The organism is Kitasatospora sp. NPDC053057 (genome assembly GCF_044546945.1).
In the GTDB taxonomy this organism is placed as follows: domain Bacteria; phylum Actinomycetota; class Actinomycetes; order Streptomycetales; family Streptomycetaceae; genus Kitasatospora.
Genome location: NZ_JBITZP010000008.1, coordinates 170,795 through 194,877, shown reverse-complemented (window position 1 = coordinate 194,877; position 24,083 = coordinate 170,795). Strand labels below are relative to the sequence as shown.

18 protein-coding genes, 1 tRNA gene and 1 other RNA gene are annotated in these 24,083 nt (G+C 73.0%); 17 read left to right on the top strand and 3 right to left on the bottom strand.

Annotated features, from left to right (window positions below):
- Nucleotides 1-324 precede the first annotated feature (324 nt).
- The 3 genes from ACIG5E_RS12105 to prfB all read left to right on the top strand — a co-directional run bounded on the left by ACIG5E_RS12105 (nt 325) and on the right by prfB (nt 4,862).
- On the top strand, nt 325-2,175 hold the full coding sequence (locus ACIG5E_RS12105) for a protein kinase (protein WP_396533232.1): 1,851 nt from the start codon (nt 325-327) through the stop codon (nt 2,173-2,175).
- A gap of 258 nt (nt 2,176-2,433) precedes the next feature.
- The gene (locus ACIG5E_RS12100; protein WP_396533231.1) at nt 2,434-3,687 is read left to right on the top strand and encodes a serine/threonine-protein kinase; all 1,254 of its coding nucleotides are present in this window, start codon (nt 2,434-2,436) and stop codon (nt 3,685-3,687) included.
- A gap of 59 nt (nt 3,688-3,746) precedes the next feature.
- A complete protein-coding gene (gene prfB / locus ACIG5E_RS12095) occupies nt 3,747-4,862 on the top strand; it encodes a peptide chain release factor 2 (protein WP_396533230.1) in 1,116 nt (371 codons plus the stop codon).
- 147 nt (nt 4,863-5,009) lie between these two features.
- Here prfB and ACIG5E_RS12090 read toward each other — a convergent pair whose 3' ends face one another.
- The gene (locus ACIG5E_RS12090) at nt 5,010-5,204 is read right to left on the bottom strand and encodes a hypothetical protein (protein WP_396533229.1); all 195 of its coding nucleotides are present in this window, start codon (nt 5,202-5,204) and stop codon (nt 5,010-5,012) included.
- 368 nt (nt 5,205-5,572) lie between these two features.
- Here ACIG5E_RS12090 and ftsE point away from each other — a divergent pair, with 368 nt between their 5' ends.
- From ftsE to ACIG5E_RS12050, 8 genes are all read left to right on the top strand, one after another.
- On the top strand, nt 5,573-6,262 hold the full coding sequence (gene ftsE / locus ACIG5E_RS12085) for a cell division ATP-binding protein FtsE (protein WP_030059730.1): 690 nt from the start codon (nt 5,573-5,575) through the stop codon (nt 6,260-6,262).
- Nucleotides 6,263-6,339: 77 nt separating this feature from the next.
- Nucleotides 6,340-7,251 (top strand): permease-like cell division protein FtsX, encoded by a 912-nt coding sequence (ftsX, locus tag ACIG5E_RS12080; protein ID WP_396533228.1) that lies wholly within the window; start codon nt 6,340-6,342, stop codon nt 7,249-7,251.
- Between the two features lie 113 nt (nt 7,252-7,364).
- Complete coding sequence (locus ACIG5E_RS12075; protein WP_396533227.1) at nt 7,365-8,501, top strand: S41 family peptidase; 1,137 nt, start codon at nt 7,365-7,367, stop codon at nt 8,499-8,501.
- 59 nt (nt 8,502-8,560) lie between these two features.
- Complete coding sequence (gene smpB / locus ACIG5E_RS12070) at nt 8,561-9,037, top strand: SsrA-binding protein SmpB (RefSeq protein ID WP_224282587.1); 477 nt, start codon at nt 8,561-8,563, stop codon at nt 9,035-9,037.
- An 86-nt stretch (nt 9,038-9,123) separates the two neighbouring features.
- Nucleotides 9,124-9,505: a transfer-messenger RNA gene (gene ssrA / locus ACIG5E_RS12065) on the top strand.
- Between the two features lie 165 nt (nt 9,506-9,670).
- A complete protein-coding gene (locus ACIG5E_RS12060) occupies nt 9,671-11,974 on the top strand; it encodes a HelD family protein (RefSeq protein WP_396533226.1) in 2,304 nt (767 codons plus the stop codon).
- A gap of 347 nt (nt 11,975-12,321) precedes the next feature.
- Nucleotides 12,322-13,791 (top strand): NAD-dependent malic enzyme, encoded by a 1,470-nt coding sequence (locus ACIG5E_RS12055; protein WP_396533225.1) that lies wholly within the window; start codon nt 12,322-12,324, stop codon nt 13,789-13,791.
- Nucleotides 13,792-14,301: 510 nt separating this feature from the next.
- The gene (locus ACIG5E_RS12050) at nt 14,302-14,589 is read left to right on the top strand and encodes an HU family DNA-binding protein (RefSeq protein ID WP_396533224.1); all 288 of its coding nucleotides are present in this window, start codon (nt 14,302-14,304) and stop codon (nt 14,587-14,589) included.
- 70 nt (nt 14,590-14,659) lie between these two features.
- Here the strand turns inward: ACIG5E_RS12050 and murA are convergent, their stop codons facing one another.
- Nucleotides 14,660-16,000, bottom strand: coding sequence for a UDP-N-acetylglucosamine 1-carboxyvinyltransferase (murA, locus tag ACIG5E_RS12045; RefSeq protein ID WP_030283988.1), 1,341 nt, complete (start codon nt 15,998-16,000; stop codon nt 14,660-14,662).
- A 299-nt stretch (nt 16,001-16,299) separates the two neighbouring features.
- On the opposite strand from murA, the gene ACIG5E_RS12040 reads away from it, so the two are divergent.
- The 6 genes from ACIG5E_RS12040 to ACIG5E_RS12015 all read left to right on the top strand — a co-directional run bounded on the left by ACIG5E_RS12040 (nt 16,300) and on the right by ACIG5E_RS12015 (nt 23,792).
- Nucleotides 16,300-16,893, top strand: a complete 594-nt coding sequence (locus ACIG5E_RS12040) for a YqgE/AlgH family protein (RefSeq protein WP_396533223.1) — start codon at nt 16,300-16,302, stop codon at nt 16,891-16,893.
- A 73-nt stretch (nt 16,894-16,966) separates the two neighbouring features.
- A complete protein-coding gene (locus tag ACIG5E_RS12035) occupies nt 16,967-17,245 on the top strand; it encodes a DUF3039 domain-containing protein (RefSeq protein WP_030283993.1) in 279 nt (92 codons plus the stop codon).
- A gap of 84 nt (nt 17,246-17,329) precedes the next feature.
- Entirely contained in the window at nt 17,330-19,066 is a 1,737-nt protein-coding gene (locus ACIG5E_RS12030) for a beta-N-acetylhexosaminidase (RefSeq protein WP_396533222.1), read from the top strand.
- A gap of 318 nt (nt 19,067-19,384) precedes the next feature.
- On the top strand, nt 19,385-20,251 hold the full coding sequence (locus ACIG5E_RS12025) for a xanthine dehydrogenase family protein subunit M (protein ID WP_046385723.1): 867 nt from the start codon (nt 19,385-19,387) through the stop codon (nt 20,249-20,251).
- The gene (locus tag ACIG5E_RS12020; protein WP_396533221.1) at nt 20,248-21,465 is read left to right on the top strand and encodes a 2Fe-2S iron-sulfur cluster-binding protein; all 1,218 of its coding nucleotides are present in this window, start codon (nt 20,248-20,250) and stop codon (nt 21,463-21,465) included. The genes ACIG5E_RS12025 and ACIG5E_RS12020 overlap by 4 nt, the downstream gene beginning before the upstream one ends.
- Complete coding sequence (locus ACIG5E_RS12015; protein ID WP_396533220.1) at nt 21,462-23,792, top strand: xanthine dehydrogenase family protein molybdopterin-binding subunit; 2,331 nt, start codon at nt 21,462-21,464, stop codon at nt 23,790-23,792. The genes ACIG5E_RS12020 and ACIG5E_RS12015 overlap by 4 nt, the downstream gene beginning before the upstream one ends.
- Before the next feature lie 90 nt (nt 23,793-23,882).
- On the opposite strand, the gene ACIG5E_RS12010 is transcribed toward ACIG5E_RS12015, so the two are convergent.
- Nucleotides 23,883-23,954: transfer RNA gene (locus ACIG5E_RS12010), tRNA-Cys, on the bottom strand.
- Nucleotides 23,955-24,083 lie beyond the last annotated feature (129 nt).

Below are 24,083 nucleotides of genomic sequence, written 5' to 3'. Positions count from 1 at the left end.
TGCCATCCGGTGTGGACAGTCCGCGCACCGTACCGGATTTGACGATCTTGCGATCATCGCCATGGTGGAGGCGACGGAGGGTCAGGTCAACCGCCGCCCCGGCGGCCCCGCCCCGGGCCCCGGCGACCGCCTCCGGCCAGTCACCCGCGGCGCGTCCGGGCAGTCCCCTAGGGGATGTCCCCCAACCCTGCTCGGATGGCCCACCGGTCACCCCAAAAACCCGTACGGACACCGTTAGAGTGGCCGCAAACACGGGCCCGGCAGGCTCACCGCACCCCAGCGGGAGAGCGCCCCGCGCGGGCGGCACGGCGAGGAGTGCGACAGGTGCGGCCAGTCGGCAGCAAGTATCTGCTTGAGGAGACCCTGGGGCGGGGTGCCACCGGGACCGTCTGGCGCGGTCTGGTGCGCCAGGACGTCCAGGTGCCGGGCAGCGAGCCCGGGCAGCAGGTGGCGATCAAGGTGCTGCGCGAAGAGCTGGCGGCCGACCCGGACGTCGTGATGCGCTTCCTGCGCGAGCGCTCGCTGCTGCTGCGGCTGAGCCACCCGAACATCGTCCGGGTCCGCGACCTGGTCGTCGAGGGCGAGCTGCTGGCCCTGGTGATGGACCTGGTGGAGGGCCCCGACCTGGCCCGCTACCTGCGCGCCAACGGCCCGTTCAGCCCGATCGCGGGCTCCCTGCTGATGGCCCAGGTCGCGGACGCGCTGGCGGCCAGCCACGCGGACGGGATCGTCCACCGCGACCTCAAGCCGGCCAACGTGCTGCTCGCCTCCACCCTGGTGCAGGGCACCGAGCAGATGCACCCGATGCTGACCGACTTCGGCATCGCCCGGCTGGCCGACTCCCCGGGCGTCACCCGTACTCACGAGTTCGTCGGCACCCCCGCGTACGTCGCCCCGGAGTCCGCCGAGGGCCGCCCGCAGACCTCCGCGGTGGACGTCTACGGCGCCGGGATCATGCTGTACGAGCTGGTCACCGGCCGCCAGCCGTTCCAGGGCGACAGCGCCCTGGCCGTGCTCCAGGCCCACCTGGCGCAGGAGCCCCAGCGGCCCAGCACCATGCCCGAGCCGCTCTGGACGGTGATCGAGCGCTGTCTGCGCAAGGACCCGGCGCAGCGGCCGAGCGCCACCGCGCTGGCCCGCGCGCTGCGGGTGGTCGCGGCCGGAGTCGGGGTGCACGCCTCCCCGGCGGCGGTGGACGAGGCGTTGGCGGTCGGGGCCCTGCTGCTGCCGGACCCGCAGCCGACCGCCGTGCCCGGCACCGTGCCGGTCGTACCCGGCGGACCGGCCGGGACGGAGGACCGCACCCAGGTGCTGCCCCCGGCCCCGGGCGGCCCGCAGTACGACCCGGCCGCGGCGACCCGGGTGATGGGCACCCAGCCGCCGCCCGCGCCGCCGTACGGCACCCAGGACCGCACCCAGGTGATGCCGCCCACCGCCGTGCCGCCGCCCCCGCCCGCGGGGCCGCCCGCGCCGCAGGAGGAGGCGCCGCACCCGTGGCAGACCCAGCTGCGGGCGGCGCGCGACCGCAACCAGCAGACCCAGGTCGGCTACTTCGGCCCGGAGGACTTCGAGGACCCGCAGGTCGCCCCGCAGCCCTACCAGGCGGGTCAGGGCGCGCCGGGCCAGCAGCCGCCGGCCGGCTACCGCCCGGACCAGCGCCGCCAGGGCCCGCCGCCCGGCTACTCCCAGCGCCCGCCGGTCGCCCCGCCGCCCTACCAGGTCAACCAGGGCGGCCAGGGCGGTCGCGGACCCCAGGGCAACCAGGGCAACCAGGGCGGCCGTCCGCAGCCCCAGGGCGGCTACCGGCAGGCCCCGGCCGGGTACGGGCAGCCGCAGGGCGGCTACCCCCCGCCCCCGCCCGCCCCGGCGGCGCGCCGGGCCGAGCCGCCCGCGCCGCAGTACCGGGAGCCCCGGCCGCCCCGCGAGGAGCCGCGCGAGCCGTCCCGCCGGGAGAGCGCCCCGCCGCGCGAGCGGCGCCCGCGCAGCCGCAACCGGATGTACATCCCCGGGCTGGGCTGCCTCAAGGGCTGCCTGATGGTGCTGCTGGTGCTGGCCGTCGCCGCGATCGCGCTGTGGAACTTCACGCCGCTGCCGCACTACTGGGACAACGTCGTGAGCTGGTTCGACACCGCGCGGGACTGGGTGACCAGCGTGTTCGGCAGCTCCGGCAAGTAGCGCGGGAAGGGGCGGCGAGGCGGCGCCACGGGCCGCTCCGGCGGCTCGCGGGGAGCTGACCGGGGGTCCGGGCCCGTTCCGGAAGCCAGGATTGACGCTTTGTCGACAATTCACGAGATTTCTCGGCCCCGAGTCCCGCTCCACGGCCCCCAGGCGCCCCGCGCAGGGGGTCCGGGCGCGTAGGTTGGTCGCTGTTGTCCCGCCCCACCGAGCGCGCCCGGACCCCCGGAGCGCTCCCGCGCCGCCCACGGAGCAGCATTGGCACGCAAGATCGGCAGCCGGTACACCGTCCACCAGGTGATCGGCCGGGGCTCGGCCGGGACGGTCTGGCTCGGTGAGGGGCCCGACGGCCCGGTGGCGGTCAAGCTGCTGCGCGAGGACCTCGCCGCCGACCAGGTGCTGGTCGGCCGCTTCGTCCAGGAACGCACCGCGCTGACCAGCCTCGATCACCCCCGGGTGGTCGGCGTGCGCGACATGGTCGTGGACGGCAGCGACCTCGCCCTGGTGATGGAGCTGGTCCAGGGCACCGACCTGCGCTCACGGCTGGAGCGGGACGGCGCCCTCCCGCCGCAGGTCGCCGCCTCGGTCATCGCCGACGTCGCCGACGGCCTCGCGGCCGCGCACGCGGCCGGGATCGTCCACCGCGACGTCAAGCCGGAGAACGTCCTGCTCGACCTCGCCGCCGCCCCCGGCCCCGGCGGCGCCCCGCGTGCCAAGCTCACCGACTTCGGCGTGGCCCGCCTGGTCGACGCCCCGCGCCGCACCCGGGCCACCCGGATCATCGGCACCCCCGACTACCTCGCCCCCGAGATCATCGAGGGCCTGGAGCCGCGCGCCGCCGTCGACATCTACGCCCTCGCCACCGTGCTGTACGAGCTGCTGGCCGGCTCCACCCCGTTCGGCGGCGGCCACACCGGCGCGGTGCTGCGCCGGCACGTCACCGAGCAGGTGCCGCCGATCCCCGGCCTGCCGGACGGGCTGTGGCGGATCATCTCCGAGTGCCTGGCCAAGGCCCCCGCCTCCCGGCTGCGCGCCGCCGAGCTGGCCGCCCGGCTGCGCGAGCAGCTGCCCTCGCTGGCCGGACTGCCGGTGCTGGCCGTGCCCGCCCAGGGCCGCGCCCCGGCCGAGGAGCAGCTGACCCCCGGCGAGGCCGTGTACGCCGAGATCGACGCCGGTCCGGGCATCCACAAGCGCCGCCGCGGCCCGGCCGTCCCGCTGGTGCCCGGTGCCGTCCCGGACTCCACCCGGGACACCCACACCAGCCTGCGCCGCCCCTCGGCCGAGGAGCTGGCCGCGTACGCCGCCGAGTCCCGCGCCCAGCGCACCGCCCCGGGCCACCGCCGGGACCGCGCGGCCCTGCTGCGCCGCCGCCGGCTGCTGGCCGTGCTGCTGGCCACCGTGCTGCTGCTGGCGGGCGCCGCCGCGGCCTGGATGGCCTTCGCGGCCACCGAGCCGGGCACCGGCCACCCGGCCCGCCCGGCCGTGCACGGCACCGCCCCGCGGGCCCCGTAGTCCCCTCCGGAAACGGGGGTGTCGTCATGACCACCCCCGGAACCATTACGCTGGGGGGCGTGGCAGCCGTCGATCCTTCCGAAGAGCTCAAGAACCTCGATACGACCATGGGGTCGATCGAGGCCGTCCTCGACCTGGACAAGATCCGGGCCGACATCGCGGTCCTGGAGGAGGAGGCAGCCGCCCCCACCCTGTGGGACGACGTCGCGAACGCGCAGAAGGTGACCAGCCGGCTCTCCTTCCTCCAGGGCGAACTGCGCCGGGTCGAGGGCCTGCGCAACCGCATCGACGACCTGGGCGTGCTGTTCGAGCTCGCCGAGGCCGAGGACGACGCGGACACCCGCGCCGAGGCCGAGACCGAGCTGGTCTCGCTCCAGAAGGCCGTCGAGGAGCTGGAGGTCCGCACCCTCCTCTCCGGCGAGTACGACGCCCGCGAGGCGCTGATCAACATCCGTGCCGAGGCCGGTGGCGTGGACGCCGCCGACTTCGCCGAGCAGCTGATGCGCATGTACCTGCGCTGGGCCGAGCGGCACGGGTACCCCACCGAGGTGTACGACACCTCGTACGCCGAAGAGGCCGGCATCAAGTCCGCGACCTTCACCGTGAAGGCCCCCTACGCCTACGGCACCCTCTCGGTCGAGCAGGGCACCCACCGCCTGGTGCGCATCTCGCCGTTCGACAACCAGGGCCGCCGGCAGACCTCCTTCGCCGGTGTCGAGGTGCTCCCGGTCGTCGAGCAGTCCGACCACGTCGACATCGACGAGGGCGACCTGCGAGTGGACGTCTACCGCGCCTCCGGCCCCGGCGGCCAGGGCGTCAACACCACCGACTCGGCGGTGCGCATCACCCACCTCCCGACCGGCATCGTGGTGTCCTGCCAGAACGAGCGCTCGCAGATCCAGAACAAGGCGTCCGCGATGAACGTCCTCCAGGCCAAGCTGCTCGAGCGGCGCCGCCAGGAGGAGAAGGCCGCGATGGACGCGCTGAAGGACAGCGGCAGCTCCTGGGGCAACCAGATGCGCTCCTACGTGCTGCACCCGTACCAGATGGTCAAGGACGTCCGCACCGCGTACGAGGCGGGCAACCCGCAGGCCGTCCTGGACGGCGACATCGACGGGTTCATCGAGGCCGGAATCCGCTGGAGGAAGCAGCGGGAGAGCTCGAACGAGGCGTGAGGATTCCGGCCTCGATGAAAATCAAGCACAGCATCGAGGCCGGAATCCGCTGGCGCAAGCAGCGCGAGACCAGCGCCGAGTAGGTAGCCGAACACGCAGAAGGCCCCCGACCGCAGCGGTCGGGGGCCTTCTCCGTGGTCAGGAGGCTCAGGCCAGCGCCTGCCGCGCGATCAGCGCCACCGCGAGCAGTCCGGCCAGCAGGGCCAGCAGCATCACGGGGGAGAGCGTGGCGAACGGCCCCTGCTGCTCCTGCAGCCGGGCCCGGTTGGCGCGGCACACCGAGCAACGCCCGTCGCTGACGCGGCCGTTGCAGTTGGCGCACACCAGATGGTCGCACGTCATGCGATCTCCTCCTCGCTGCTACAGCCAACGCACCGGACGGGGCTTTGGTTCCCTCTTCTTACCTGTACGGGGGAGTCTGCCCTGTACGGGGGAGCGGCCGGACACGGACGCCACCTCCACTTTGCCAGGTTCTGGCGCTTCCGGCTCCCGGGCTGTGAGATGGCTCGCAATTATCGGGGCACAGCCGGACATTCTCCCCCAGATTCCGAGGTTCGTCGCCGGCGGTCCCTGCGGGCCGGTCGCCGGTTCGCGTATGGTCCCAGACCGGGAGCGGCCCTCCGCGCTCCCATCGCCCGCCGCCGGACCGGGCCTCCGGGGCGGACCGACCGAGGACTGGCGCCGCCTAGGATGGCCTCCGTGATGCAGCCGTGATCAGATTCGACAACGTCTCCAAGACCTATCCCAAGCAGAACCGTCCCGCCCTGGACAACGTCTCGCTGGAGATCGAGAAGGGTGAGTTCGTCTTCCTGGTCGGCTCGTCCGGCTCGGGCAAGTCCACCTTCCTGCGCCTGTGCCTGCGCGAGGAGCGCCCCTCCACGGGCGCCGTGCACGTGCTGGGCAAGGACCTGGGCAAGCTGTCCAACTGGAAGGTGCCGCACATGCGCCGCCAGCTGGGCACCGTCTTCCAGGACTTCCGCCTGCTGCCGAACAAGACGGTCGCGCAGAACGTCGCCTTCGCGCTGGAGGTGATCGGCAAGCCCAAGAGCGCCATCAACAAGGTGGTGCCCGAGGTGCTGGAGCTGGTCGGCCTCGGCGGCAAGGAGGACCGCATGCCGGGCGAGCTGTCCGGTGGTGAGCAGCAGCGCGTGGCGATCGCCCGGGCGTTCGTGAACCGTCCGATGCTGCTCATCGCGGACGAGCCCACCGGCAACCTCGACCCGCAGAACTCGGTCGGCATCATGAAGCTGCTCGACCGGATCAACCGCACCGGCACCACGGTGCTGATGGCCACCCACGACCAGGCCATCGTCGACCAGATGCGCAAGCGAGTCATCGAACTCGACAAGGGGCTGCTCGTCCGCGACCAGGCCCGCGGCGTCTACGGGTACCAGCACTGACCCACCAGCGCTGACCCCGTGGGGCCGCCGGCCCGACCGCCAGACCGCGCAGTACCGACCCTGGAGTTGTTTCCCGCATGCGTGCCCAGTTCGTCCTGTCGGAGATCGGTGTGGGTCTCCGACGCAACCTGACCATGACCATCGCGGTCGTGGTCAGCGTCGCGCTCTCCCTCGCCCTCGCCGGTTCCTCGCTCCTGGTCCGCGACCAGGTGAACTCCATGAAGGGGTACTGGTACGACAAGGTCGAGGTGAGCATCTACTTCTGCACCAAGGCGGATGCCCGCAACTCGCCGCAGTGCGACAAGGGCGCGGCCACCGACCAGCAGGTCAAGGACATCAAGGACCAGCTGGACAAGATGAGTTCGGTGGTCCAGTCGTCCACCTACGAGAGCTCCGCCGAGGCGTACAAGCACTGGAAGGAGATGAACCCGGACAACCCGCTCATCTCCGTCCTGGGCCCGGACGCCATGCCGCAGTCCTGGCGGGTGAAGCTCAACGACCCGACCAAGTACGACGTGATCCAGAGCGCCTTCGCGGGCAAGCCCGGCGTCAAGTCGGTCGAGGACCAGCGGAAGATCCTGGAGAACCTGTTCGGCCTGCTCAACGGCCTGCAGACGGCGGCTTTCGTGATCATGGTGCTGATGCTCTTCGTGGCGTTGCTGCTGATCGTCAACACCGTCCGGGTGTCGGCGTACAGCAGGCGGCGCGAGACCGGCATCATGCGCCTGGTCGGGGCCTCGAACTTCTACGTCCAGATGCCGTTCATCGCCGAGGCCGCGTTCTCCGCGCTGCTCGGTGCGGCGCTGGCGTCCGGTCTGCTGATCGGCGGGCACTTCTTCGTCCAGAACTGGCTGGCCGACCGGGTGCAGTTCATCCACTTCATCGGCCTCAGCTCGGTGCTGGCGGTGATACCGCTGCTGGTCGTGGTCGGTATGGGCATGGCCGGCATCGCGGCGTTCTTCACGCTGCGCAAGTACCTCAAGGTCTGATCCCCACCGGTTCCTTCGGCCCCGTACGGCACTGCGCCGTACGGGGCCGTCGCCGTTCCGCGCTCCGCCGTTCCGGCCCGCCGCGCGCGGTGCGGTGTCTACACTCCGGTGGCATGCTGCAAACTCCGCGCAGGGCGCGTCAGGTGACCGCCCTCAGCCTGGTGTTCGGCGCCGTGCTGCTGGCCGGCGCCGCCACCGGTGCCTGGGGCGACCCGAGCGGCCCGCCGCCCCGCGCCTCCGCCGACCTCGCCCCGGCCGCCGCCGGGAACCCGGCGGACCCGTCCGGCAAGGCGCTGTCCGAGCAGCAGGCCGAGCACCTGCTCGCGGCCGGCGGCGACCGCTGGGGCGCGTACTACAGCGCCCAGGAGTACGCCGAGTTCAGCCAGGGCCTGGACGGCCGCTACCCCGGCGTGGGCCTGTCGGTCGGCCGCGGCCAGGACGGCGTCACCGAGGTCTCCCAGGTCACCCCGGCCGGACCGGCCGCCCAGGCCGGGATCGCCCCCGGCGACCGGCTGCTGCGGATCGGCCAGGACCAGGCCGACCGGCTGCCGGTCACCGAGGTGGTCGCCCGGCTGCGCGGGCAGGGCGACGAGCGCCGGGCCGGCTCCGAGGTCACCCTCGCCGTGCGGCGCGGCGACGGGGAGGTGCGCGAACTGCGGCTGAAGCGGGTGCTGCTGGACAGCCGGCAGGTCACCGCGGAGCACCTGGACCGGGGCGTGCTGCGGATCACCGTCCGGGCCTTCACCAGCGGCGTGGCCGACCAGGTGCGCGCCGCGCTGCGCGCCCCGCACACCGGCGTGGTGCTCGATCTGCGCGGCAACTCCGGCGGGTTGGTGGACGAGGCGGTCGGCACCGCCGGGAGCTTCCTGGACGGCGGACCGGTCGGCTCGTACCAGGAGCGCGGCGAGAAGCGGGAGTTGACCGCCCCGCCCGGCGGCGACGGCCGCACCCCGCTGGTGGTGCTGGTGGACGGCGGCACGATGAGCGCCGCCGAACTGCTCGCCGGCGCCCTGCAGGACCGCAGCCGTGCCGTGGTGGTGGGCTCGCGGACCTTCGGCAAGGGCACCGTCCAGCAGCCCAGCAGACTCGCCGACGGCGCCGTGCTGGAGATGACCGTCGGCCGCTACCACACCCCGGCCGGGCGCTCCCTGGACGGCACCGGCCTGACCCCGGACGTCCCGGCCGCCGCGGGCGAGGACGCCGACGCGCTGGCCCTGCGCGTCCTCGCCGGACTCGGGACCCGGTCCTGACCCGGTGCGGCCTAAAGCAGCTGCCCGATCCGGCGCCGAAGTGCGAGAATGACCGCGCTATGGCAAAGGAAACCGGACAGAAGCTGATCGCGCAGAACAAGAAGGCGCGACACGAGTACACGATCCTCGACACCTACGAGTGCGGCCTCGTCCTCACCGGCACCGAGGTCAAGTCGCTGCGGGAGGGGCGGGCCAACCTCGTCGACGGCTACGCCTACATCCAGAACCACGAGGCGTGGATCGACAACGTCTTCATCCCCGAGTACACCCAGGGGACGTGGACCAACCACGCGGCCCGGCGCAAGCGCAAGCTGCTGCTGCACAAGCTGGAGATCCGCAAGATCGAGACCAAGGTCCGCGACGCGGGCCACACGCTGGTCCCGCTGTCGCTGTACTTCAAGGACGGCCGGGTCAAGCTGGAGCTCGCGCTCGCGGTCGGCAAGAAGCTGTACGACAAGCGCCAGACGCTCCGCGAGAAGCAGGACACCCGCGAGACGGCCCGCGCGGTGGCGGCGGCCCGGCGGCGCCAGCGTTAATCCGCTGGACCCTCGCCCGTCGCCTCGCGTACTATGGCGCAAGCAACACGGACGGTCAACGTCCGAGCTGTTTCTCAAAAAAACATGGGGATGATCGGTTTCGACAGGGGATGTTGAAACAGGGGAAGCGAGCCGAGGAACGCGGCAATGATCTCGTTAACCACGTGTCGCAAAAAAATAATCGCCAACTCTAAGCGCGATTCCCAGCAGTTCGCTCTCGCTGCCTAATAAGCACCGATAGCGCTTGGGTGTCAGCCCGGGGAGTTCCCGACCCGGACCCTGGCATAATCTAGGGAACTCAACCGTCCGCCCGGGCTGCGGGGGTGGATGGGAAATCAAACAGCAGCTGGGCCTGTTGGCGGCTTGTCCGTGTGACCGCCAGGGCCGAGAAAAGCACAGCGGACTGCGCTCGGAGAAGCCCTGAATTAACTCCACTGGACCCGGGTTCGATTCCCGGCATCTCCACCACCCCATGTTCACACCGAAGGCCGTCCACCGCTCACGCGGAGGGCGGCCTTCGAATTTTTTACCGTCCCGGTGCGGCGCGTCCGCCCGCCCGGGCGTAGGATCATCCGTCCGCTCGTTTTCCGGAGCCGGATTCCGCCGCAACCCCCCGCCGCAACCCCCGAGGCCATGCAGAGCAACACGGACACCACCCCCACCGCCGATCACGAGACCGTCCGCGAGCGCGAGATCGCCGGTGAGCAGCAGCACCTCGACACCGTCTACCACCGGCTGGAGGAGAAGCTCGCCGAGGCCGAGTACATCCTCGAGGACGCCGCCAAGCGGGTCCACGTCGGCACCCCCGGCGCCCTCGCCGAGCGCGACGCCCAGGTCTACCGGGCCGGCGCGCACCTCCAGCGCCTCAACAACGAGTTCGAGGACTTCCTCTTCGGCCGGATCGACCTCCAGCAGGCGGACGCCCCGGAGGAGCACGGCATCCCGTCCGACACCCCGCTCGACCCGGCCGACCCGGCCGTCGCCGAGACCCTCCACATCGGCCGCCTGGGCGTGCTGGACGCCGAGTACGGCCCGCTGGTGATCGACTGGCGGGCGCCCGCCGCCGCGCCGTTCTACCGCGCCACCCCCGTGGAGCCGGGCCGGGTGATCCGCCGCCGGGTGATCCGCTCCAAGGGCCGAAAGGTGATCGGCGTCGAGGACGACCTGCTGCGCCCCGACCTCACCCCGACCCTGGACGGCGAGGAGCTGGCCGTGGTCGGCGACGGCGCGCTGATGGCCTCGCTCGGCCGCGCCCGCAGCCACTCGATGCGCGACATCGTCTCCTCGATCCAGAAGGAGCAGGACGAGGTGATCCGCGCCGCCGCGGCCGGCGCCACGCTCGTCACCGGCGGCCCCGGCACCGGCAAGACCGCCGTGGCCCTGCACCGCGCCGCGTACCTGCTCTACCAGGACCGCCGCCGCTACGCCGGGGGCATCCTGGTGGTCTCGCCCACCCCGCTGCTGGTCTCCTACACCGAGGGCGTGCTGCCCTCGCTCGGCGAGGAGGGCCAGGTCGCCATCCGCGCCGTCGGCTCGCTGGTGGACGGCATCGAGGCGGGCACCTACGACTCCCCGGAGGCGGCCCGGGTCAAGGGCTCGGCCCGGATGGTGCAGCTGCTGCGCCGGGCCGCCCGGGCGGCGCTGGAGCTGGGCGCCCCGCAGGAGCTCAAGGTGGTCGCCCGCGGCGAGGTGCTGAAGCTGGACGCGGGCCGGCTGCGGGCCGTCCGCGGCAACGTGTTGGGCTCCGGCGGCACCCCGCTGAACCTGCTGCGCCCGCGTGCCCGCCGGCTGCTGCTGGACGCCCTGTGGCAGGAGGCCACCCGGCACCTGCCCAAGCCCACCGACCACTATGCCCGGGAGCAGCGCCAGGAGGAGAAGGAGTCCTTCGACGACTACGTCTCGGACGAGGCGTCGTTCCTGGACTTCCTGGACGCCTGGTGGCCGGCCCTGACCCCGCGCCGGGTGCTCGGCACGCTCAAGCAGACCCGGCACACCAACCGGATCGCCCGCCGCGCCGTCACCCCGGACGAGGCGAGGCTGCTGGCCGCCTCCTGGCGCCACCTGTCCCCGGAGGGCGAGGGCGCGCTGTCGGCGCACGACGTGGCCCTGGTGGACGAGCTGCAGGTGCTGCTCGGCGAGCCGGCCCGTCCGAAGATCCGCGAGGTGGACGCGGTGGACCTGCTGAGCGGCCTGGAGGAGGTCACCACCTTCGCCGACCGCAGCTCCCGCCAGCGCGACCGCCGGCCGGTGGAGCGCAAGGAGTACGCCCACGTCATCGTGGACGAGGCCCAGGACCTCACCCCGATGCAGTGGCGCCTGATCGGCCGCCGGTCCCGGATGGCCACCTGGACCATCGTCGGCGACCCGGCGCAGTCCTCCTGGCCGTTCCCGCAGGAGGCCCAGGCCGCGTTGGACGAGGTGCTGGCCGGCAAGCCGCGCCGCCGCTTCACGCTGACCGTCAACTACCGCAACCCGGCCGAGATCGCCGAGGTCGCGGCCAAGGTGCTGGCGCTGGCCGCGCCGGGCACGCCCTCGCCGAGCGCGGTGCGCCACGTCGGTGTGGAGCCGCGCTTCGCGGCCGTCACCGACCCCGCGCCGGAGGCCTTCGGCAAGGCCGCCCGGGCCGAGCTGGAGCACCTGCTGGGCGAGGTGGACGGCACGGTCGCGATCGTGGTGCCGATGGACCGCCGGGCCGAGGCGGCCGGCTGGGCCGAGGGCCTGGGCGAGCGCGTGGTGGCGCTGGGCAGCCTGGAGGCCAAGGGCCTGGAGTACGACGCGACGGTGGTCGCCGACCCGACCGGCATCGCCGGCGAGTCGGAGGCCGGCCTGCGGGTGCTGTACGTGGCGCTGACCCGGGCGACCCAGCGGCTGACCGTGCTGTCCGGCCCGGACGACCTGCCGGACGCGGCCGGTGTGCCCGCGCTGCTGCACGGCTGACCCGCCCATGACGAAGGCCCCTCACCGGTGGTGAGGGGCCTTCAGACGTTTAGAACACCGACCCGCCATGCTCGCCTCGCGGCAAGTGGTCCCTCTAAGGGACGAAGGTTGGGCCCGGGGGCTTGGATCGAGCCGGTGCCTGTCCAATGTAACGCATCGGCCCGGAGAGGCAAGGAGTGGACGGCGGAAGACTGCGGGCGGCCGGGCCCGGTTGTCGGATCCGCACACTCAATGAACGTTATTTCTGGCAATGCCTTGGAAGGTGCGACGATCGAGGTCTAGCATGCGCAGGCGATGCCTTCAACAAAATGTTGAGCCTGCGGGACAGACGGAAGAAGGAAGCGTCGATGGCGACGGTGCCCAGTGTCTCCAACTCGATCACGGTGCGACTGGAGGTCCCGGCCCGCGGCAACGCGGTCAGTGCGATCACCACGGCCGTGGAGTCCTCCGGCGGATCGGTGACCGGTCTCGACGTCACCGCCTCCGGCCTGGAGGCGCTGCGGATCGACGTGACCGTGGCGGCCTCCTCCGTGGCGCACGGCGAGGAGATCGTCGAGAAGCTGCGGGCGATCGACGGCGTGTCGATCGGCAAGGTCTCGGACCGCACCTTCCTGATGCACCTCGGCGGCAAGATCGAGATGTCCTCGAAGCTGCCGATCCGCAACCGTGACGACCTCAGCATGATCTACACCCCGGGTGTCGCCCGGGTCTGCATGGCGATCGCCGAGAACCCCGAGGACGCCCGCCGCCTGACCATCAAGCGCAACAGCGTCGCGGTGGTCACCGACGGCTCGGCGGTGCTGGGCCTGGGCAACATCGGCCCGGCGGCCGCGCTGCCCGTCATGGAGGGCAAGGCGGCCCTGTTCAAGCGCTTCGCCGGGATCGACGCCTGGCCGATCTGCCTGGACACCCAGGACACCGACGAGATCGTCGCCATCGTCAAGGCGATCGCCCCCGGCTTCGCCGGCATCAACCTGGAGGACATCTCCGCGCCGCGCTGCTTCGAGATCGAGGCCCGGCTGCGCGAGGCCCTGGACATCCCGGTCTTCCACGACGACCAGCACGGCACCGCGATCGTGGTGCTGGCCGCCCTCACCAACGCGCTGAAGGTGGTCGGCAAGGAGATCGGCGACATCCGCGTGGTGATGTCGGGCGCTGGCGCCGCCGGCACCGCGATCCTCAAGCTGCTGCTGGCCGCCGGTGTCGAGCACGCCACCGTCGCCGACGTCCACGGCGTGGTCCACTCGGGCCGTGAGGACCTCAACGACAGCCTGCGCTGGATCGCCGAGCACACCAACCGCTCGGGCCGCACCGGCAGCCTCAAGGAGGCCGTGGCGGGCGCGGACGTCTTCATCGGCGTGTCGGCCCCGAACGTCCTGGACGGCGACGACCTGGCCACCATGGCCGAGGAGGCCATCGTCTTCGCGCTGGCCAACCCGGACCCGGAGGTCGACCCGGCCGTCGCCCGGCACACCGCCGCCGTGGTCGCCACCGGCCGCAGCGACTTCCCGAACCAGATCAACAACGTGCTGGTCTTCCCGGGCGTCTTCCGCGGCCTGCTGGACGCCCAGAGCCGCACGGTCAACACCGAGATGATGATCGCCGCCGCCCGGGCGCTGGCCACCACCGTCGGCGACGACGAGCTGAACGCCAACTACATCATCCCGAGCGTCTTCAACAAGGACGTCGCCAAGACCGTCGCCGCCGCGGTGCGCGAGGCCGCCCTGGCCGACGCCCAGGAGCCCGCCCCGGCCCGTCCGACCCCCGGCATCGTCGGCACCCTCGACACGTCCGCGTTCCCCGTCGTCAAGCTCTGAGGGCACGGCCTGACGACGTGTCGTCGATCGGTCAAATGTCCGATTGGCGGCCATGCTCGCCCAAGCCCGCCCCGAACCCTTGCGACACAAGGGCGAGGGGCGTGTTTGGGCTTGTCGTGCCTAGGGCGTACGGTAGCCCTGCACGGGGCAGGCGTGTCCGACAAGTACGGAACGTCCCCCTGGTCTTCCGGCGTGTCGTCCCGACCGCCGCTCGCGCCCGGTCCGCCGGAGCCGACGGAGCGTCACACCTCCGACGGGCGGGCGATGTTCGGGTGGCTCGGCCGGGGCCCGATTGGCTTTCTCGGGGCCGGTCGGGGCAGGATTCGTTCCCAGGCAGGCGGGCGGGCCTTTCGACGGCTCCGGCGCGCGGCATCGGGTACGGACCCGGCCTGCGACCACGCATTGCCTGCATGAGCACAGTGTGCGGACCTGCGGCCCATCCGGGTGCCCCCCGGTGGGAGCACCGATGGGCCCCCGTACACCGCAAGCGAACAGACCACAGGAGTACACATGAACCGCAGTGAGCTGGTGGCCGAGCTGTCCGAGCGCGCCGAGGTGACCCGCAAGGACGCCGACGCCGTTCTGGCTGCCTTCGCCGAGGTCGTCGGCGAGGTCGTCGCCAAGGGCGACGAGAAGGTCACCATCCCCGGTTTCCTGACCTTCGAGCGCACCCACCGCGCTGCCCGCACCGCCCGCAACCCGCAGACCGGTGAGCCGATCCAGATCGCGGCCGGCTACAGCGCCAAGGTGAGCGCCGGCTCCAAGCTGAAGGAAGCCGCCAAGGGCGCCTCCGCCTGAAGCACCCCTTGAACGCCCGAGAGGCCGGGCTCCCCGCGGGGAGCCCGGCCTCTCGGGCGTTCGCCGGCCGTTACGCGTCGACCAGCTGCTCGCTCGGCAGCTCGACGTGGGCGCCGAGGTCCCGCAGCTTCTCCATGAAGTTCTCGTAGCCGCGGTTGATCAGGTCGATGCCGTGCACGGTCGAGGTGCCCTCGGCCGCCAGCGCCGCGATCAGGTACGAGAAGCCGCCGCGCAGGTCCGGGATGACCAGCTCGGCGCCGATCAGCTTGGACGGGCCGGAGACGACCGCGGAGTGCAGGAAGTTGCGCGCGCCGAAGCGGCACGGGGTGCCGCCCAGGCACTCGCGGTAGAGCTGGATGTGCGCGCCCATCTGGTTCAGCGCGCCGGTGAAGCCCAGGCGGGACTCGTACACCGTCTCGTGCACGATGGACAGCCCGGTGGCCTGGGTCAGCGCGACCACCAGCGGCTGCTGCCAGTCGGTCTGGAAGCCCGGGTGCACGTCGGTCTCCAGGGCGATCGCCTTGAGCTCGCCGCCCGGGTGCCAGAAGCGGATGCCCTCGTCGTCCACCTCGAAGGCGCCGCCGACCTTCCGGAAGGTGTTGAGGAAGGTCATCATCTCCAGCTGGCGGGCGCCGCGGACGTAGATGTCGCCCTTGGTGGCGAGCGCCGCGCAGGCCCAGGAGGCGGCCTCCAGGCGGTCCGGCAGGGCGCGGTGGGTGTAGCCGCCCAGCTCGTCCACACCGGTGATCAGGATGGTGCGGTCGGTGCCCAGGGTGATGATCGCGCCCATCTTCTGCAGCACGCAGATCAGGTCGACGATCTCCGGCTCGATGGCCGCGTTGCGCAGCTCGGTGACGCCCTCGGCGAGGACGGCGGTCAGCAGCACCTGCTCGGTCGCGCCGACCGAGGGGTAGGGCAGCTCGATCTTGGTGCCGCGCAGCCGCTGCGGGGCGACCAGGTAGGTGCCCTGCGGGTGCTTCTCGATGGTGGCGCCGAACTGGCGCAGCACCTCGAAGTGGAAGTCGACGGGCCGGCCGCCGATGTCGCAGCCGCCCAGGCCCGGGATGAAGGCGTGGCCGAGGCGGTGCAGCAGCGGGCCGCAGAACAGGATCGGGATCCGCGAGGAGCCGGCGTGGGCGTCGATGTCGGCGACATTGGCGCTCTCGACGTGCGAGGGGTCGAGGATCAGCTCGCCGTCCTCGTCACCGGTGCGCACGGTCACGCCGTGCAGCTGCAGCAGGCCGCGGACCACCTTGACGTCGCGGATGTCCGGGACGTTGCGCAGTCTGCTGGGGCCCTGGCCGAGGAGGGCGGCGACCATGGCCTTGGGGACCAGGTTCTTCGCTCCGCGGACGCGGATCTCGCCTTCGAGCGGGTTTCCGCCGTGGACCAGCAGGACGTCGTCGGTCATCGTTCTCGCAATCCGGGGTGCCAGAGGAATGGGAACGGCTCCGGTGCGGAGCCGCTGGTGGACCGGTGGTACGGGCGTACGGGCGCGTTCGGGCCCCCGGAGAATCCGAGTCGGCACCGTAGAGGGGCGTCCACCATCCGTAGATGGTAGTGGGCGTCCCGATGGTTCCCGTGAGCCTCTCCCGTGATGGTGCTCTCTCCGGCCCCGCTCCGGCCCGCCGGTTCGGCCGTACGGGTGTTCGTCCGGCGTGGCGGGGTTTCGAGTGTTGCGGTGTCCGACCGGTGCCGTTCTGCGGGATCATGTGTGGCATGACGGCGGCCCATTCGCACGGAGGCCGGTCCCACACCGGCCGTCTGCTCGTCGCGACGCCCGTGCTCACCGACCCGAACTTCGCCCGGGCGGTGGTACTGCTCCTCGACCACGACGCCGAGGGGGCGCTCGGCGTCGTGCTCAACCGGCCGACGCCGATCGAGGTGGCCAGTGTGCTGGACGGCTGGGGCAGACTCGTCGGGCAGCCCGCGGTGGTCTTCCAGGGCGGGCCGGTGGCGCTGGACTCGGCGCTCGGCCTGGCGGTCGCCCCGGGGGAGCCGGGCAGCGGCGAGCCGCTCGGCTGGCGGCGGGTGCACGGCGCGATCGGCCTGGTGGACCTGGAGGCGCCGCCCGAGGTGCTGGCCGGGGAGCTGGGGAGCCTGCGGATCTTCGCCGGGTACGCCGGCTGGTCGCCGGGCCAGCTGGAGGCGGAGCTGGAGAGCGGCGCCTGGTACCTGGTGGACTGCGAGCCCGGGGACGTCTCCAGCCCCGAGCCGGAGCGGCTGTGGCGCTCGGTGCTGCGCCGCCAGCGCGGCCCGCTGGCCCTGCTGGCGACCTACCCGGACGACCCGACGATGAACTGAGCGGCCGCCCCACGGGCCCGGGCGCGGCGTGACACTGGCCCGGTTTCCGGGGGCGCCCATAGACTTGGCACCTATGAGCACTCTTGAGCCCGAGCGCGGCCTCGGCACCGGCACCCTGGTCGAGCCCGTCCCGCAGGTGTCCCACGGGGACGGCGACCACGAGCGCTTCGCGCACTACGTCCAGAAGGACAAGATCATGGAGAGCGCGCTCTCCGGGTCCCCGGTCGTGGCGCTGTGCGGCAAGGTGTGGGTGCCCGGGCGCGACCCGAAGAAGTACCCGGTCTGCCCGATGTGCAAGGAGATCTACGACGGCATCGGCAAGCCGCAGGGCGGCGACGGCGACAAGCAGTAGCCGTCCGCGGGACGCCGTTTTGCATAGCACCGCGATTCCGAAGTGGTCTATGCCAATCGTGGCGGGCCTGGGCAGGATGTCGGAATGGACCTCATTCCCGCACCTTCGAGTGCCGTCCGGCGCCCGGACGAGGACTTCCCGCTCGACGCCGCCACCACGCTGACCGCGCCGCCCGGCCTGGCCGACGCCGAGCGGTGGCTGCGCGGCACGCTGTCCGCGGCCACCGGGCTCCCGTTCGGTCCGGGCCGACCGGGCACGGGCATCGAACTGGTCCTGGACGACACCCTGGCCGCCGAGGCGTACCGGATCACGGTGCGCCCCGGCCATGCCCTGCTCGCCGCGGGCGGCCCGGCCGGTGCGCTGTGGGCCGCGCAGACCCTGCGGCAGCTGCTGGGGCCGGACGCGTACCGCCGCTCCCCGCTGCGCCGGGAGGGCTGGGTGCTGCCCGGCGCGGACATCGCGGACGCGCCCCGGTTCGGCTGGCGCGGCGCGCTGCTGGACGTCGCCCGGCACTTCCTGCCCAAGTCCGACGTGCTGCGCTTCGTCGACCTGCTGGCCGCGCACAAGCTCAACGTGCTGCACCTGCACCTGACCGACGACCAGGGCTGGCGGGTGGAGATCAAGCGCTACCCGAGGCTGACCGGGCGCGGCGCCTGGCGGGAGCGCTCGATGGTCGGCTACCGGTCCGGGCAGCGTCGGGACGACCGCCCGCACGGCGGCTACTACACCCAGGACGACCTGCGCGAGATCGTCGCCTACGCCGCCGCGCGCGGGATCACCGTCGTCCCGGAGATCGACCTGCCCGGCCACACCCAGGCCGCCGTCGCCGCCTACCCCGAGCTGGGCAACACCGACGTGGTGGACACCGCCGCGCTCGGCGTCTGGACGGACTGGGGGGTGAGCCACCACGTGCTCAACGCCTCCGAGGAGACCCTGCGCTTCTTCGAGGGGGTGCTGGAGGAGGTCCTGGAGCTGTTCCCGTCCGAGTTCATCCACCTCGGCGGCGACGAGTGCCCCAAGGAGCAGTGGAAGGACAGCGCCGCCGCCCAGGCCAGGATCCGTGAGCTGGGCCTGGCCAACGAGGACGAACTGCAGAGCCACCTCATCCGGCACTTCGACCGCTGGCTGGCCGGGCGCGGCCGCCGGCTGATCGGCTGGGACGAGATCCTGGAGGGGGGCCTCGCCATTGCCACCACGCCAAAGGGCGCGCCGACGCCGAAAGCGACGAGCGACGAGCGACCGACGGAGGAGGGAGCGCCGGAGGGAGGAGTGTCGGCGTCGGGTATCGAGCGCCCGGAGGCGTGGGGGCGGTCACGTGCGGCGGTCTCCTCCTGGCGCGGCTTCGGCGGGGGGATCGCGGCCGCACGGGCCGGGCACGACGTGGTGATGTGCCCCGAGCAGCACGTCTACTTCGACCACCGGCAGGCGGACGGGCCGGACGAGCCGATCCCGATCGGTTTCGTGCGCACGCTGGAGGACGTCTACCGCTTCGAACCGGTCCCGGCGCAGCTGGACGAGGCCGCCGCCCGGCACGTCATCGGCACCCAGGCCAACCTGTGGAGCGAGTTCGCGGACAGCGCCCGGGACGTCGACTACCGGGCCTTCCCCCGGCTGGTCGCCTTCGCCGAGGTCGCCTGGTCCGAGCTGCCCGCCGAGCCGGCCGAGCGCGACTACCCGGGCTTCGAGCGGCGGCTGCGCGCCCATCTGGAGGTGCTGGACGCGCTGGGCGTCGAGTACCGCCCGGTGGACGGCCCGCATCCGTGGCAGCGCCGGCCCGGGGTGGCGGGGCGGCCGATCGAGGGTCCGCCGCCGGTGCGCTGAGCCGGTGCTCCGGTGCGCTGATGTGTCCATCGGGAACTTGTGGACGGTCATCTGACGTCAAGAAGAGATGAACATCTGCCCCGGCCCGGTCAGGGTCGGGGTAGATACCGCCCGGTATCCGTCCCAATCGGGCAGTCCCGTTCACCGGTCCCGAAATGATCATCGAGCATTGTGTGCCAGAGTTGCCCAACCCGGCCCGATCGCCCGTACCCTACGGCCAGGCCGGGCAGCTGACGCGGACGGTGCGGCCGCGGCCGCGGGCGGCAGGCGATCGATGAGCAAGTGGAGCACGGTGGGACCCAGGTGAACCGGACGATCATGCTGCCGGCCTCGCTCGACGAGGCCGTGGACGCGCTGGCCGCCGCCCCGGCCGCGGTACCGGTGGCCGGAGCCACCGACCTCATGGAGGCCGTCAACGCCGGACGGCTGCGCCCCGCCGCCCTGGTCGGCCTCGGCCGGATCACCGAACTGCGCGGCTGGCGCTATGAGGACGGCGGCACCGCCGTGCTCGGCGCCGGACTCACCCACGCCCGGATGGACCGCCCCGACTTCGCCGCGCTCATCCCGGCCCTCGCCGACGCCGCCCGCACCGCCGGCCCGCCGCAGGTCCGCAACGTCGGCACCCTCGGCGGCAACATCGTCACCGCCGCCCCGGCCGGCGACACCCTCCCGGTGCTCGCCGCCCTGGAGGCCACCGTCACCCTCGCCCGGGCCGGCGCCAGCCGCGAGGTGCCGGTCAGCCACCTGCTCACCGGCCTCGACCCGGTGCGCCCCGGCGAACTGCTCACCTGGGTGCGGGTCCCGCTGCTGCACGCGCCGCAGGTCTTCCTCAAGGCCACCGGCCGCAGCGGCCCGGCCCGCGCCACCGCCTCCGTCGCACTCGTCCTCGACCCGGCCCGGCGCGCCGTGCGCTGCGCCGTCGGCGCCGTCGCCCCCGTGCCGCTGCGCCCGCTGGAGGCCGAGGCCTGGGTGGCCGGCTGCATCGACTGGGACGGCAGCCGGGAGATCGACCCGGCCGCGGGCGCCGCCTTCGGCGAGTACGTGGCCGCCGCCTGCGTCCCCGACAACTACGGCGCCGAGGGCGCCTGGGAGGCCGTGACCGAGGGGCCGACCGCGGCCGCCGTTCGGCTGCGGCGTACCGTATCGGTGCTGGCCCGACGGGCACTGGGAAGGGCGCTGAAGTGACCACAGACCCCATCGAGACCCTCGACGCCGATCCGCTCGGCCTCACCCCGCAGGTCAGCCGGGAGCTGCGCCCGTGCGCCTCCTACACGCTGCGGGTCAACGGTTTCGAACGGCCCGTCACCGACGCCTGGATCGGCGAGAGCCTGCTCTACGTGCTGCGCGAGCGGCTCGGCCTGGCCGGCGCCAAGGACGGCTGCGAGCAGGGCGAGTGCGGGGCCTGCTCGGTGCAGGTGGACGGCCAGCTGGTGGCCGGCTGCCTGGTGCCCGCCGCACTGGCCGCCGACAGTGAGATCAACACCGTCGAGGGCCTGTCGGCCGGCGGCGGCGCGAGCGACGTCCAGCAGGCGCTGGCCGCCTCCGGCGCCGTGCAGTGCGGCTACTGCACCCCCGGCATGGCGATGGCCCTGCACGACCTGCTCCAGCGCAACCACCGGCCCACCGAGGTCGAGGCCCGGCAGGCGCTGTGCGGCAACCTCTGCCGCTGCACCGGCTACCGCGGCGTGCTGGCCGCCGTCCAGACCGTCGCGGACGCCCGCGCGCTGGAGGCCGAGGAGGCCGCCGCCGAACCGGCAGCCGAGGCCGGGACGCCGGGCGCTCCGGCCTCGCCCGCCGAGCAGCCCGCCGCCGTCGAGCCGGAGCCGGCCGTCGAGCCGCCGGTCTACGCCGACGCCGAGGCCTGGATCGAGCACGTCCCGCAGCCGCCCGCCGAACCCGCCGCCGTACCCGAGCAGGCCCAGACCCAGGCCCAGGCCCAGAGCCAGGTGCAGGCGCAGGCCGAACAGCCGTACGGCGACGGCGGCTACGACACCGGCGTGTACGACACCTCCGCCCTGACGGCGATGCAGCCCGGCATCCCCGCCCAGGCCGCCGACGACCAGGTGTACTACCCGCCGCAGGGCTACCCCGAGCAGCCGTACCAGGCCACCCCCGCGCACGGCACCTACGTGCCGGCCGGCTACCCGGACGGCCACCAGCAGCAGAACGGCTACGACACCGGCTACGACGCCCCGGTCTACGAGCCCACCCCCGCGCACGGCACCCCGCTGCCCGGCGCCGTCCACGACGGCACGCCCCCGCACGGCACCCCGTACGCGGACCCGCACGGTGCCCCGGCCGAGGGCGGTGCTCCGGCCGGCGTCCCGACCACCGGCGTCCCCTATGGCGCCACCCCCGCCCACGGCATCCGGCTCCCCGAGGACGACCACGCATCATGACGTCGCCTACCGACATCGGCGCAGCACTCCAGCAGGACGGCGGCGAGGGCGGCGCCGCACCGGAGCCCTTCGGCCTGGGCAGCTCCCCGCTGCGCAGCGACGCGCTGCCCAAGGCACTCGGCATCTACCCGTACGCCGCCGACCTGTGGGCCGAGGGGCTGCTGTGGGGCGCGGTGCTGCGCTCGCCGCACCCGCACGCCCGGATCCGCGGCATCGACACCTCGGCCGCGCTCGCCCTGCCCGGGGTGCACGCCGTGGTCACCGCCGCCGACCTGCCGCCCGGCCCGGACGGCCTGCCGGACGGCGCCCCGGCCGGCCCGATCGTCGCCGACCGGCCGGTGCTGGCCGCCGGCGTGGTGCGCCACCACGGCGAGCCGGTCGCCGCGGTCGCCGCCGACCACCCGGACACCGCCCGGCTGGCGGTCGGCCTGATCGCGGTCGACTACGAGCCGTTGGAGGCGGTCACCGACCCCGAGCAGTCCTTCACCGCCCCGGCGCTGCACCCGGACGGCAACCTGTTCCGCCACCTGCCGCTGCGCACCGGCGACCCGGACGCGGTCGGCGAGATCGTCGTCGAGGGCCTCTACCAGGTCGGCCGGCAGGACCCGGCCCCGCTCGGCGCCGAGGCCGGGCTGGCCGTGCCGCGCCCGGACGGCGGGGTGGAGCTGCACCTGTCCTCCACCGACCCGCACGGCGACCGCGACCGCACCGCCGCCTGCCTCGGCCTGGAGCCGGACCGGGTCCGACTGGTGGCCACCGGCGTGCCCGGCGCCACCACCGACCGCGAGGACCTCTCCTTCCAGGTCACCCTGGCGCTGCTGGCGCTGCGCACCGGCCGCCCGGTGAAGATGACCCTCACCCGCGAGGAGTCCTTCCACACCCACGCCTCGCGCCACCCCGCGCTCCTGCGCTACCGCCACCACGCCGACGCCGAGGGCAACCTGGTGAAGGTGGAGGCGCAGATCCTGCTGGACGGCGGCGCCTACGCGGACGTCTCGGCCGAGGCGCTGGCCGCCGCGACGGCCTTCTCGGTCGGCCCGTACGTCTGCCCGAACGTGTTCGTGGACGCCTGGGCGGTGCGCACCAACAACCCGCCGGCCGGGCGGATGCGCGGCGAGGGCGCGCTGCAGGCCTGCTTCGCGTACGAGTCGCAGCTGGACCAGCTGGCCGCCCGGGTCGGCATCGACCCGGTGGAGATCCGCCGCCGCAACGCGATGGCCACCGGTGACCCGCTGCCCACCGGACAGGCCGTCACCTGCCCGGCGCCGGTGAAGGCGCTGCTGGACGCGGTGGCCGCCGAGCCGCTGCCGGCCCTGCCGGTGGACGACCCGGACGCCGAGTGGCTGCTGCCCGGCGGGCCCGGCGGCGCCGGGGACCCGGCGGCGGTGCGGCGCGGGATCGGCTACGCCGTCGGCATGGTGCACATGCTGGGCGCCGAGGGCGAGGACGAGGTCTCCACCGCCACCGTGCGGGTCAGCGGCGACCACGCCACGGTGATCTGCGCGGCCGTCGACGCCGGACAGGGCTTCGCCACGCTGGCCCGGCAGATCGTGCAGACCGTGCTGGGCGTCAGCGAGGTCTACATCGCGCCGGCCGACAGCGACCAGTCGATCGCCGGGCCCTCCGCGCGGGGCCGGCACACCTGGGTCTCCGGCGGGGCGGTCGAGCGGGCCGCGTTGATGGTCCGCCACCAGCTGCTGCAGCCGATCGCGGCCAACTTCGGGATGTCGGTGGAGCTGCTGCAGATCGCCGACGGCAAGATCACCTCCTACGACGGGGTGCTCGGCATGCCGGTCGCCGAGGCACTGGAGGGCAAGGAGCTCTGGGCCACCGCCCAGTGCCGCCCGCACCCGACCGAGCCGCTGGACGAGTCCGGGCACGGCGACGCCTTCGTCTCCATCTCCTTCTGCGCGATGCGCGCGGTGGTGGACGTGGACATCGAGCTGGGGGCCGTCCGGGTGGTCGAGATGACCGTCGCCCAGGACGTCGGGCGGGCGCTGAACCCGCGCCAGATCGAGGACCGGATCGAGGCGGGCGTGGCCCAGGGCGTGGGCCTGGCGCTGATGGAGGACCTGCAGACCACCGGTGGGCTGCTGGGCAACCCCTCGCTCACCGGCTACCGGCTGCCCACCTCGCTGGACACCCCGGAGGTGCGGATCGCCGCGCTGCTGGAGGAGCGGGACGTGGTCGCCACCTTCGGTGCCAAGGCGGTCAGCGCGGTGCCTGCGGTGGTCGCCCCCTCGGCCGTCGCCGCCGCCGTCCGGGCCGCCACCGGCCTGCCGGTCGGCCGGCTGCCGATCCGCCCGGAGGACGCCGTCACGGCCTGAGCGGAGAATCCGGATCCGCGTATTCGGATCGGGAACAGCGAATGCGGAATTGCCGGTCGACGTCTGAGTCGACCGGCAATTCCTTTTTCGAGGCCGTGGCGGGAATTGAACCCGCGTACACCGCTTTGCAGACGGTTCCCTGAGCCACTCGGGCACACGGCCAGTGAATTCAGGATGGCCGATCGCCCGAATGGGGTCAATGAACTCCTGTAAATTCTGTATGGCAATGCGCGCTGCCGTCGGAGGCGGTGGCTGTTTTCCCGCCACCCCGGACGCCATGGCTTGGCTCGG